We start from the raw sequence: 12,781 nt of genomic DNA, 5'->3' as shown, positions 1-12,781 counted from the left end.
GAGTTTAAAAACAAGCCATATCTATATTGTTTGACAAAATACCTATTGGGGTATAAATTAGTTTGTGAAGATGGTTATTTAAAAGAAGATATGTACTCAATAAGTTGATTTTTCTCATTAAAATAAAAGGTAAATAGCAATCAATTTAATTAGAAAAAATGAGGGCCTTGGACTTAGCCATTTTCGTATATAAAAAAGGGGGAGAAATTCCATATGTTATTACGTTATTTTTATGATGAAAAGTTAGCACATGCTTCGTATATGGTTGGATGTCAAAAAGCTGGTGAGGCAGTAATAGTTGATCCAATGCGTAATGTTGAACCATATATTGAATTAGCCAAAAAAGAAAACATGAAAATTGTAGGTTCTCTTGAAACACATATACACGCTGATTTTGTAGCAGGTTCTCGAGAATTAGCGGATCGTTTTGATGCAACCATGTACATTTCTGACGAAGGTGATGAAAACTGGAAATATCAAAATTTAGAAGGTATTTCACATAAACTATTAAAAGATGGTGATCAATTTAAAATTGGCAATCTACTTTTTGAAACAATGCATACACCAGGTCATACGCCAGAAAGTATTTCATTCTTATTAACAGATCGAGGTGGCAAAGCTGACAAACCAATGGGGATCTTCACTGGCGACTTCGTATTCGTAGGTGATGTCGGTCGTCCGGATTTACTTGAAAAAGCAGCCGGTATAGCTGGGACTGCAGATGTTGGTGCAAAAGCAATGTACAAATCAATTGAACGCTTTAAAGCACTACCAGATTACTTGCAAGTATGGCCTGCTCACGGTGCAGGTAGTGCATGTGGTAAAGCATTAGGAGCAGTACCATCTTCAACTGTTGGTTATGAAAAACAATTCAACTGGGCCATGCAATATGATAATGAGGAAGATTTCATCAAAGATTTATTAGACGGTCAACCAGAACCGCCATACTACTTTGCTGTGATGAAATCAGTAAATAAAATTGGCATCAAATTAATAAAAAATTTACCAGAAGTAAAAGTAATAGAGTCTTACAAACAACTACAAACACTTATTGCAGAGGGCAACCAAGTAATTGATACTCGTCCATCTGATGTATATGCAAAAGGTTTTATTGCTGGTACAGTAAACATTCCATTCAATAATTCTTTTACAAACTGGTCTGGATGGATTGTAGAGTATAAAGAACCACTTTACCTATTAGCAAAACCGGAACAAATGAAAGATATATTAATCGCTTTACGTTCAATCGGTATTGATTATGTGTTAGGTTATGCAGATGTGGATTCAGTGATGGAACAAGCTGAAAAATTAGACAGCTATGAAAATGTAACACCACTTGAAGCAGAAGAAATATTAGAAAAAGAAAATGCTGAATTGATCGACGTACGCAACTTAACAGAATTTAATGAAGGTCATATCGAAGGTGCTAAACATATCATGGTTGGGACATTGAAGAATCGACTAAGCGAAGTACCTGCAGACAAAAAAGTAATCCTTCAATGTCAGGCTGGTGCACGTTCAGCAATTGCTATTAGCTTGTTAAAAGCAAAAGGTTTTGAAAATGTAGTGAACATGACAGGTGGATACAGCCAATGGGTTCGAGACATTCAATGATTTTGCAATAAGATATGATGAGAAGGTTGGAACATAACCTTCTTAAAAATAAATAGACCGTATGAAATCAAATTTATCCCACTTTAACGGGCAGTTAGCCCCCCATCTCAAGATATAGAGAGAAACGAGAAAGATAGATGGGGGATCAACTGCCCGTCAGTGGGGAATGAAGAAAACCCTCACTGATGGAGTTTCACTTTATAAACCTTGGTTTCATACGGTTTTATTTTCAAAAATTAATACTAACATCAATTAGTTACTAACTTGTACTTTGTCCACCTTTTTACATTAAAATAACGCTTGAATTATCGAGAAAACGGATTGAAATCTTCATTTTTGACTTAATGGTTTTTGTTTGATACGGTCGAGTTATAGGGTTTGTATAGGAGGCAATCAAAATGGATAGGCAAGCTTTTCAAATCATCCTTAATTATTTATCAGATGGCGTTATTTTAATGGATGAACAACGTAGTATTTACTATTTAAATCAAAAAGCAAAAGATTTAACCGGCTGGCATATAGGTGGACTTGTACCTTATTGTTCTTATTGTCGGATTCGAGAAGTTCAGCCTGGAGAACAGCGTTGTATATTAGCATTAGATAATCCCCTTCCTCTGTTCCAAGCGCATATGCCTACCTATGAAGGTGTGGATGAATCATTAGAAATGAGTTCGTCGCGTATTGAAATTGAGGATGAATCTTATATTATTCTTACTGTTCGTGATCCTAAATGGAATATGGAAAAAGAGAAGAATAAGATTAAAAGGCTGCTTGTCCATGATACCTTAAGAGCTCAAGAGGAAACCCAAAAACGCTTGACCCAAGAATTGCATGATCATATCGGTCAAAGTGTATATAGTGTATTTTTAGGTTTGCAAGGATTAAAAGGGGCGACGATAAATGACAGGTATCAGAAACATCTGCAATTATTAGACCATACTCTACAGCAAACAATGGAAGACATTAAGCGCTTATCCAAACAACTTCGACCGGTTATTATCGATCAATTAGGGATCAAACAAGCTCTGCAGGATAGCGTTAAGGATTGGGAATATATTTATAAAATTGCGATTGCCTTACATATAGAAGATATCGCCATGATAGATAAGGAGAAAGAATTGCATATTTATCGTATTATCCAGGAGGCTGTTCGAAATGCAGTCAAACACGGACAAGCCACAGCTATCGATATTTCTTTTAAAGTGGAGGCAGATACACTTTATTTTAAAATAGAAGACAATGGAAAAGGTTTTAATGTGTTGGCATCTAAAAAGAATGGATTCGGTCTTTATCATATGATCGAGAGAATGGAAATGATTGGTGGCAAAATCGATTGGGAAAGTAATATAGGAGAGGGGACGAAAGTAATAGGCTCGATCAAGTTAAAGGAGAACTGACAGATGAAGATATTAATTGTAGATGATCATCCAGTTGTAAGAGATGGATTAGCATTTTTGTTAGAAGATTTGTTTGAAATTGAAGAAACACATTTCGCTGAGGATGGAAGAGAGGCAATTGTGAAAGCTCTAAATCATTCATTCGATCTGATTTTACTTGATTTGTCAATGCCTGAAGGAATGGATGGTATGCAAGCGATTGGGGAGCTACGTCGGATTCTTCCACACGCTAAAATCGTTATATTTTCCATGTACGATGAAGAGGTATATCAACGAAAAGCCTATGAAGCTGGTGCAGATGGCTATTTGATCAAGCAGCTAAAGCGAGATGAATTAGTGGAACAATTAAAAAAGATTATTCATGGCGAAAAATTGTTTGCTAATCAACAAATCGTAGAAAAAGATGGAAAAGTGATGAACGATAAAAAAACGCCATGGGATCTTCCTTTAACTCAACGTGAAAAAGATGTGTTTATCTTAACAGTGTTTGGCAATTCTCAAAAAGAGATTGCTGAGAAATTAGGAATCTCCGTTCGTACAGTAGAAAATCATCGAAGAAATATAAGTAACAAACTGGGTAATTCTAAACGAAGCTATTGGATTGAGTTCGCTAAACAATACAATCTTTTAGATATCTATTAGAAGGTAGATTTCTAAAAAGCCTTATAATAGGATCAATATCATAAAGCAGGATCTATATAAAAAATATGAACATTTATTATGAGCTGTTTCGTTTCTCACGTGGGACACCTAATTGGAAGTTTTTCACGTTTTACTCACCAATATGTCTGAGATCAATATTTAGATTTGGGTGTCTTTTTCACGGATTTTACCCAAACATATACTTGTAATAAAAAGAAGTATTTATTGGATAAAATGGTATTTTCATTATACCTAAATAAAACCGTATGAGAACAGGGTTATAAATCTGATTTCATACGGTTTATTCATTTTCATACGGTTTTCCGTCCTATTTTTACATTTAAGAGAATCTCTTCCATTATTTTTTGGGTGGGAAGAAAGCTGTTTTTAAAATTTTTGTATTTAATACGATAAAACGATATAACTGAATAATTTTGTTTTGACGAATGTGAATCGTCCTTTTTGTAGGTCTCATTTCATGTACTTTTTGCATATTAATCTCTCCTTGTTTTACTCTGGAATAAAGCTCCAACCAAGATTTCCCTTCATTTTATAAATGAACATCGTGTGTAATGAACGTTTAATCCATGCTCCTGCTAAACCAACTTCCATACTTGTGACAGACAAATCACGCCCGTATTCTGGATAACGTTTATAATCAGGTGCAGTAGGATACATGACCATTGTTGCTGCCGCTCCATTTATAGTGGATTTACCAACAGAAGCAATACATGCGCTTGGCATTTCTGTCATTGCTTCATGATGAGATGGTTTTTTCCCATGAATCATATCTATTACATTTAAAGCAACCACTTTACCAATAATACCGGATGCCATCCCTGTACGAGGAGGAGCAGGTGAAATAGCAGTTCCATTTTTCGTAACGTGTGGTTTTGAAATAGGCCCTGGTGGTGCAAAAGCAATTCCAGCTGCAAAAACATTTGGATAAATAGGAGATTGATAGGTAGAAGGCCAATCACTAGCTTTTAAATCCTCCCATTTTTTCCCGTAGTTTGCATCAACCAAAGTAAAACCAGCTGGATTTGTGACAGTCGAAGTTATATCGGCCCCATCCTTGTTTATCCATTTTAAACGAACACCTAAAAACTGCGGAATAAGCATGGCAAAGTCAAAGTCGATAGTACCTTCTTCTCCCTCATAATTTTCAAAGTAAAGTTTTCCTTTTTCAACCTTTGTCGGAGCTGATTGAATTTGATAGTAGATATCCATTTCAGCAAATAAAGATTTGATGAAACTTTCTGATTGCATCACATACCCATGCTTCCGTGCGTTAATACCACCTACACCAAGGTCACCTAATTTTGGTTCATTTGAAAACCACATTAATTTCGCGTGATCGCGTAATCCTCGTTTGGTTAAATCGGTATGAATATTCATAATGTATTCAAGTGCTGCTCCTTGGCAAGTGGAGCCGCCATGACCTGTCCCAATCAAAATCTTCACTTGTTCTCCGGTTTCCATTCGTTTTACTTGTTCTAAATATTGGTTTCGACAAGCAACTGCATGTGAAACATTACAAACAGAATACGTATTTCCGTGTTTTGGTCCTAAACCAGGTATACCTTCGAAATTTAGATGTGGGCCTGTAGCATTGATTAAATAATCATATTCTAATTTTACCGATGTTCCATCCGTTTTTTTCGCAAGCACAAATTGTTCATCTGGATGGATTTCTTGTGCCCATCCTTTTATAAAGTGAATCCCCTTTTTCTTATATACCTCACTTAAACTGAATGTTGTTCGTTCAGGATCCATACGGCCTATACCAACCCAGATTAAAGAAGGAGTATATATAAAGCTATCTGATGGGTTAATGACAGTGACTGAATGTTGACTTCCTAATTTTTTGTTTAAATACAGAGCAGCGGTTTGACCGGAAAAGCCAGCTCCAATAATCACAACTTTTGACATTATAAAACGTCCTTTCAATAGAAATATGAATGAAATGTATTTTCTTAAAAAATAATAATTCCATCATTGATTTTACTATTATATATAAAAATACATATAGGGGTATTACCTTATTTATTGTGAAATTTGTTTGATAATAAATCCTTTATTTGATAATTTATAGAATATAATATCTAAAAAATAGTATTTTTTTGATGTTTATATCATGTATAAACTATTTATAAGGTAATAATAATTTTTAGTTTTTACATAAAAATTTGAAATCAAACAATCGAAAAATCGATAAAATTTAAATGATCGAGTCAATTTCAAAATTCACTATTAAAATCAGTCAGCATTAAATGGCCCAATTTTTCAAGAAGAACATGATTTGTAAAATTGATTCATTTGAATAATGATTTTTCATCATACATAAAATGCGAAAGAACACATTAACTCATGTTTTCAATGGCACCTTATGGTTGTTTGAAGTGGGAGGATTGTTCAAGTCTTCGAAAATGCATACTCGTTCACTTTGAGCAGAGTTAGTTAAGGAAGCAAATTCAACATTCCATAGGAAAGCAAGCTGTTGCAGAGATCAATGAATTAGCTATATTTTGAGGATAAGATGATATAATGAATTGCCTAGTTTTTATGTTGAACCATAAATAAAGAACATAATCATTGACTAATTGTTCCTGTCATTATAATATACCCATATAGGTATATTATAAATTGAAAGGGTGAATCTTCATGAACGATATTACAGTTTATACAACGAGTACATGTCCATATTGCACGATGCTTAAAAATTATTTAAACAGTGTGGGTCTTCCTTATAGAGAGGTTAATGTTCAATTAGACCAAAACGCTGCAGCAAAACTTGTGCAAGCTACTGGGCAGCTTGGTGTGCCTCAAACAAACATCAATGGTCACTGGGTATTAGGATTTGACCCAGACTCTATTAAAGCATATGTAGAGTAAGAAAAAGACCTAGCTTTCTCTTTGTATAGTAATCAGTCTTCAGAGGAAAGTATGTGACACTTAGTCATCATTTAATCATAAAAGAATACCCCATCTTGAGTTAGCGGCTCATGATGGGGTATATTTCTCTTAATAAACCCATCCTTTTGAAGGAATCGGCTATTATATTGACCGTTCGATGCGAAACCATCAACAGTATTTTTGGAATAATTTGGTACTAATATTACTTTTAGAGTTACAAGCGACGCGTTAGGATGGACAATAGGAACTGTTTGAGTTAATTCACGAATCTGCTTGTACCATCAATGCATTTTTGGATCGTGGAATCACAGTTAATTTTAACATCTGACATATTTCCGTTTGAAACCTAGTTTTCCTCTTTCAACCTCTTTTTGAATACTTTCAGAGGCGGAAATCGTTTTTTTCTTGCCTGTATGGTTTATCTCAACAGGGCCTATAGCATTCGCTGTTTCCACTGCTTTTTCATGTAGCGGCACATATGAAATGCCCACTGTGTAAACAAAATTGTTCATGGCGGATTTTGTTCTGTCAGGAGAATGATGAATCGTCTTTTTTACTTGATCAAGCATATTGGCAATCTTTGTGGTATTAAATTCACTATCTGCTCGATTTCCTAATAGCCAGCAATAACAGCTCCAACCAGCTGACATTTTGAGTTCTTCACCACTTGCGATCCATTGATCAGCAACTTCTTGTGCAATGTCTGTTTCAGCCAAAGTGACAGCAACTACAAAATCGGACAGCATATAAAAATAAGCGCCATCTATCCAACGTTCAAAATCTTCCACAGTCATTACCGATGGATCTGCAATCATCCCAGCAAAATACATAGCATCATAGTTGCCTGTGGCATATAATTGCTCTGCTAATGGTTGATTTTTCTTGATTTTTTTGAACAGTGGCTTCATAGCACCAGTAGCTACCCCAAACAATGGTTCATGTGCGCCGTTACGTATATATGTTTTTTTCGTTCGTTCTTTTCCAAGTTGTTCGAGTTCCTGCATCACCATTTCCACATCCATCATTTTCACATCCAATTTTTCTAATATATAGTTCATTGTAACAATTCCATTTAAAAAGGCCTACTGATTAGGATAAAATATAAATAGAACTTATTAAAAATCATCAAAAACAGATGACCGTAATCTAATGATAATTGTCTTTAAATATAAAATTCCACTAAAAACTAGATCATTTGTTTTTAGTGGGATTTTAAGTCTCAATAAATATGTACACAAAAAAGAATGAGTGTTTGCTATAATACTAAAGATGGTTGGTACTCAAGGGTGGTTGGCACACTCCTCTTCTGAAGGGGGTGAGGCCATGTCAGTATTAGAGGCATTAATGTTTGCCATTGCATTTGCAACGTTAGTCATTGCGATTCTGTCATTTAACCATAAAAAATAACCCATCCTTGAGTAAACGGCTCTGATGGGTTATCACACTCTAAACAGCCAATCCCTTGGAGGAACCAACTATCATGTTGACCGTTCGATGTAGCATCATCGACGGTCTTTTTTTAATGTATGCGATTGATATCTTTAGTATACGTGTAGTTTGGCCTTTTTTCAAGTTTGGATGGAAGAGGAAATTAAAAAATGCTAAAGGACGACGACTAATATTTATAAAGCGCGCTCGACTTCATATTTTTGAACATAATAAAACATTTACTATTGATAGCGCATGTAATTTTTAAACTGTTGTATTTCTACTAATGGCTCGGAAGATTTCAATGTGATGTTTAGTTTTTGGGCTAAAGGTTCTAAATAATGGTTGATCTTCGGAGTAACAAATAGCGTTTGAGGTCTGGCACTCAATTGTTTAAGTGCATCGACGAATTCTCCTTGTGCTATCGCTGCATTTATTTGCGGAGGCAATATTTGTTGATAGCAAACCATGCCCGTATTTCGATCAATTGCGACACAAAATACAGGGAAAAATGGGCGATTATAAGTTGGGTCTTCTACGGCTTGAGGTAGATAGAATAGTTCAAATTCTAGTTGAAGATTGCTATGCTTTTTTTTCTTGATTTGGACAATTTCAAAATCGGATAATGCAGGATAGATCTGCACATCCTCATCCAATGGATCTTTTATTTGAAACACACTTTCAATCCATTCTCCATGACTATCTATATGGCGAGTGACACACAAGCTTGAATCCTCAAAAAAGGGCAGTTGCCAGCCATTTTTACATTGCTCAACAAGCTGAATCATTTGTTGAAGCACTAAAATAAGCGTTTTTGTATCTTCCACATCAGGATGCCATGGAACAAAACCAGGTTTATAGCTACGGAATTGAATCCAATTGTGTTCGCCTCTAAAAGAAAGCTCCTGTTCTTTAATTAGTTCATAGTCAGATTTCTCAAGTTCATCTCGATTGACATAATAAACACACAAACTATCTAATTGATAGAAGAAGTCATCTGTTGTTTGATCACTCATGATATCATTGATGTTTTTCCAACCTTTAGCACCTATATAAATGGCTAAACCGTATTCCATACCGGCACCACCTAAGACAGAGCAAAAATATATTTCTTTCGTAATTAGCTAAGTTCATCTACCTATTTCCTTTCGTTTCAGTTCTGTTTTTCATCTAAATGTCTTAATCATTGTTATCACTAGGAAACTAGATGCTTCTTTCTATGGAAAAATAAAAATTCTATCACTATTTATAAAATACTAGTGAGTTTATGATGACAAGTAATCACTTTGACCTGATTCATAAGTCTAAATTTTGATGATTGAATAGATTTTCGCGCATCTACAGTTTTAAATAGAACAAATGTTTGCTATAATATTTTCCAGATAGTTAGTACTCAAGGGTGGTTGGCACACTCCCGATTTGAAAGGGGGTGATGCAATGTCGATATTTGAGGCATTGATGTTTGCACTTGCATTTGCGACATTAGTGATTTCAATTTTGTCATTTAATCATAAAAAATAACCCATCCTTGAGTTAACGGCTCAGATGGGTTATCATCCCGTATAGCTAATCCCTTTTAGGAACTGACTATCACATTGACCGTTCGATGGACTAACATCGACGGTCTTTTTAGCATATGTTTCTTTTATTTCTAGTATACGTTGAGGCTGTTATTTTTTCAAGAAGTGATGATTGATTTAAGGTAGAGAAGGAATCAGAAAAGGAAATTTTTCTTTCGCCTATTAACAAGGATAGTTTTTATGATTAGGCTATAACGATGAGCGATTTGAAAAAGCAATAAAGATTATAGTGGGACTTGGATGTTCACCACTTTTATCATTGCCAATTAACAGTGATTACAGATTACTAAATATTGGATTGCGGCTAAAAGATTGCTTAAAAAATTGGATGGATTTTGTCTTGTTCAAATTTCAATTTCAAAATGTAATGATAAAAAGGTAGATTAAGGAAAAATGTATGAAGAAAAAATAACTCTTCTATCTAACTACAATGAAAACATAAAAAACTAAAACAATTTTCTCGTAAATTTTTGAAAAACAACTGGCAAATAGCTTATGATAAAAGAAGGATTTTGTCGAATAAGAAATACTAAAAAGAAAGAACTCATTTGACTTAGGCGCAATTGTTGATCTAAACGAAGATGAACTTTTCACAAATTTGTGTTGATCAATCTTTCAAGAAGGTGGTGTATGCCGTATGTTTATGGAGATGCTTTCAACCTATAAAAGAACATTTATCCCATTAGAAGTATTTGAAAAAGCGGTTTCATCCAACATGACGTATGAACAATTTGCACAAGAAATCCAGCGGCTTGAAGAACAAGGAATATTGGTTCCAGTGAAAAGTGCTGGTAATAATGGTCGTATGCCATCGCTTTCTTATAAATATAAAATTCAAAGAACAAAACTTCATCAGAAAACACATAAGCAAATTGAAAAATTGCAAATCAAATGTCATAGAGAACTCTCCTTGGATAATTATTACAGTTTGCCACCATCGGCATGGGAAGAAGATCTCCCTTATATTGAAAAAATTAATCAATACATTATGCAGCATGATTGGCCGCAAGAAGAAGTACCTGCACCTGAACGTAGTCTCGCACTTACGGGAGATGAAAAATGGATACAAGAGAAAAACGGTAAAAGAGTACTGGAACGTTTGCAAATATGGGAACGTATGAAGATTGTTCCTGTACATGATCCTTTAAGTTTTGCCATTCATCCTCAAGTCTTGCAAAATAAGCACCAATTCCATTTAGTCGTCGAAAATAAGACAACTTATGATGGATTACTAGGTGCGTTAACTGATACCCCTTTTTCTACGCTTATCTATGGACAAGGTTATAAAATTATCAAAAGCATGGAGCATTTCACAAGACAGATTCCTCTCCCAAATGTAGAACATACCATTTATTACTTCGGAGATCTTGACTGGGAAGGGATTCAAATATGGCATTTACTGATGAATAAAATTCAGGTTATACCAGCCATCCCCTTTTATCAGGCAAGTCTACAAAAACAAGCAATGCCGATCAAGACAAAACAAAAGATAAATGAAGAAGCGTTACAAGATTTTTTGCAGTATTTTTCAGAGAAAGATCAACAGCAAATCGATACTATTTTACATAACCATCTTTACTTAGCGCAGGAGGTGTTATCTTCTGCTCAATTAAAACAAATTTGGAGTGAAAACACATGGAGTCATCCTTCTCCGAAATCATTCAAAAAGACTTTAGAGAGCGAATGAAGCGGATCCTTTTATTTGAACCAATCCAAGAACTTTCCCAAAAAAGAAAATCCGATCAAAATGGTCATCCTGTCGATATGAGGAGTTTGGGGTTATTTACATTACTTTATTTTTATGAGATGAAGTTGATCCGAGAACGGAAAACAGGCATCGCTGAAATTATAGAATTATTGCAGTCTATCACGGTTCAATCATATGTCTTGAATGATAAACAGTGGGAAGTGATCGTTCGAGAAATTATCAATGTTTTTCGTCCTGCCAATGGGAAGATAAAGGCCTATACATTTTTTAACTGGGAAAGTAGAAAGGAAGATTCGCTGGAATTTTCTTATATAAAAGCGACGGATTTTGATGTACAAACCAATCGACAATATTACACATTAGATGATGATGGATTGGAGCTTGTTTTTGCGACGAAAGAGTATTTCCAAGAGTTTCAATTATCCATTCATCAGTTAATGTTGCGAAAATTATTAGAAAAGGGAGAATTCCAGGGAGCATTAAGACAAATTAATGAAATGCAGATTGATGTTGAAACGATTTATGAACGACTTGTTAAATTAGAACATGAAGTCAAGCGAAATATCGTCTCGATCGAAACGCAAAATCGCTTTATCCAAGCGATTGATGATCGAAATTTTCGACTTAATCGTGAAAATGAAGAGTTTCAAGAATTAAAGCAGTTTGTCAATGAGATGAAAGCCAATTATTATTATCAACCAGCTCAAAATAAAGAAAAAGAAGCATTTGAATTACTGACTCAAATTGAGAAAGAATTATCACTGGTTCATGGACAACATCGAGCATTATTAAATCAAAGTTTGATTCTAAAAAGAGAAGTTTTACAAGCGGCAGAAGAATCACTTTACTATGTAGGGATTGATACATTTAATTTTGACCAAGATATTACGTCGCGAATTGTTAGTACACCGCTCCCGCTCGAATCGATGAAAGGGATACTAATGCCTTTCTTATCACTGAAAAAGAAAAAATCATGGTCGCTTTTATCGATCTTTGCACCGCATTCTTGGTCAGAAGAAGAGCAAACAACGAACAAAAATATTTTTGCCAAAGTAGCAGATGAACAACAAAAAGAAAAATACGCTAAAATGGTTCGCGCTTTTTATGCGGAAATTATGCGAGAAATGCTTCAAATGTTGGAAGGGAAAACAGATTGGACACTTAGTCAATTTATCGAAAAATTAAAAGAATTAAAGCATCCATTTCTCGATCAACGACTATTTTATAGTTTTTTTATACTTTGTCATCAAAGAAGCCCATTATATGCTGAAAATGATTGGGATGATGAGGAATCTCTTCATTTATTAGATGGAGCATTAGAAGAATTACATGGTAGAAAATTGATTGTAAAAGAATTACCCGACGTGTTATCAGGCAGTGATCGGTATGAAATTCAAAATATGTATTTACATATGGAATGATGGAAAGAATCATCTTATAAATAGGTTTTTCTATCATAAAAAACGGATCAAAACGTTGAAATATCAACATTTATT

The 12,781-nt window shown here is 34.6% G+C and carries 11 protein-coding genes; 7 read left to right on the top strand and 4 right to left on the bottom strand.

From position 1 onward, the window contains the following. Nucleotides 1-213: 213 nt before the first annotated feature. From FEU33_RS08450 to FEU33_RS08440, 3 genes are all read left to right on the top strand, one after another. The gene (locus FEU33_RS08450; protein WP_146548946.1) at nt 214-1,614 is read left to right on the top strand and encodes an MBL fold metallo-hydrolase; all 1,401 of its coding nucleotides are present in this window, start codon (nt 214-216) and stop codon (nt 1,612-1,614) included. Between the two features lie 398 nt (nt 1,615-2,012). Then, nucleotides 2,013-3,011, top strand: coding sequence for a sensor histidine kinase (locus tag FEU33_RS08445; protein WP_146548945.1), 999 nt, complete (start codon nt 2,013-2,015; stop codon nt 3,009-3,011). A 3-nt stretch (nt 3,012-3,014) separates the two neighbouring features. Next, nucleotides 3,015-3,653, top strand: coding sequence for a response regulator transcription factor (locus tag FEU33_RS08440; protein ID WP_146548944.1), 639 nt, complete (start codon nt 3,015-3,017; stop codon nt 3,651-3,653). A gap of 358 nt (nt 3,654-4,011) precedes the next feature. Here FEU33_RS08440 and FEU33_RS19260 read toward each other — a convergent pair whose 3' ends face one another. Next, complete coding sequence (locus tag FEU33_RS19260; protein ID WP_279590418.1) at nt 4,012-4,146, bottom strand: hypothetical protein; 135 nt, start codon at nt 4,144-4,146, stop codon at nt 4,012-4,014. A 17-nt stretch (nt 4,147-4,163) separates the two neighbouring features. Further along, a complete protein-coding gene (locus tag FEU33_RS08435) occupies nt 4,164-5,585 on the bottom strand; it encodes an NAD(P)/FAD-dependent oxidoreductase (protein ID WP_146548943.1) in 1,422 nt (473 codons plus the stop codon). A 732-nt stretch (nt 5,586-6,317) separates the two neighbouring features. Between FEU33_RS08435 and FEU33_RS08430 the strand changes: the two genes are divergently transcribed. Next, nucleotides 6,318-6,548, top strand: coding sequence for a glutaredoxin family protein (locus FEU33_RS08430; protein ID WP_146548942.1), 231 nt, complete (start codon nt 6,318-6,320; stop codon nt 6,546-6,548). 338 nt (nt 6,549-6,886) lie between these two features. On the opposite strand, the gene FEU33_RS08425 is transcribed toward FEU33_RS08430, so the two are convergent. Then, nucleotides 6,887-7,591, bottom strand: a complete 705-nt coding sequence (locus tag FEU33_RS08425) for a DNA alkylation repair protein (protein WP_146549944.1) — start codon at nt 7,589-7,591, stop codon at nt 6,887-6,889. A 268-nt stretch (nt 7,592-7,859) separates the two neighbouring features. Between FEU33_RS08425 and FEU33_RS19005 the strand changes: the two genes are divergently transcribed. Continuing rightward, complete coding sequence (locus FEU33_RS19005) at nt 7,860-7,976, top strand: putative holin-like toxin (RefSeq protein WP_222433415.1); 117 nt, start codon at nt 7,860-7,862, stop codon at nt 7,974-7,976. Nucleotides 7,977-8,239: 263 nt separating this feature from the next. On the opposite strand, the gene FEU33_RS08420 is transcribed toward FEU33_RS19005, so the two are convergent. After that, complete coding sequence (locus FEU33_RS08420; RefSeq protein ID WP_425328606.1) at nt 8,240-9,106, bottom strand: DUF7309 domain-containing protein; 867 nt, start codon at nt 9,104-9,106, stop codon at nt 8,240-8,242. A gap of 1,108 nt (nt 9,107-10,214) precedes the next feature. Between FEU33_RS08420 and FEU33_RS08415 the strand changes: the two genes are divergently transcribed. Both FEU33_RS08415 and FEU33_RS08410 read left to right on the top strand, forming a co-directional pair. Then, on the top strand, nt 10,215-11,264 hold the full coding sequence (locus tag FEU33_RS08415; RefSeq protein WP_146548940.1) for a Wadjet anti-phage system protein JetD domain-containing protein: 1,050 nt from the start codon (nt 10,215-10,217) through the stop codon (nt 11,262-11,264). Next, nucleotides 11,213-12,706 (top strand): replicative DNA helicase, encoded by a 1,494-nt coding sequence (locus FEU33_RS08410; protein ID WP_146548939.1) that lies wholly within the window; start codon nt 11,213-11,215, stop codon nt 12,704-12,706. The genes FEU33_RS08415 and FEU33_RS08410 overlap by 52 nt, the downstream gene beginning before the upstream one ends. Nucleotides 12,707-12,781: the final 75 nt, after the last annotated feature.

This window comes from Rummeliibacillus suwonensis (assembly GCF_007896435.1).
Taxonomy (GTDB): domain Bacteria; phylum Bacillota; class Bacilli; order Bacillales_A; family Planococcaceae; genus Rummeliibacillus; species Rummeliibacillus suwonensis.
Note: the sequence above shows the minus strand (reverse complement) of the source record. Positions and strands in the feature narration are given on the sequence as shown.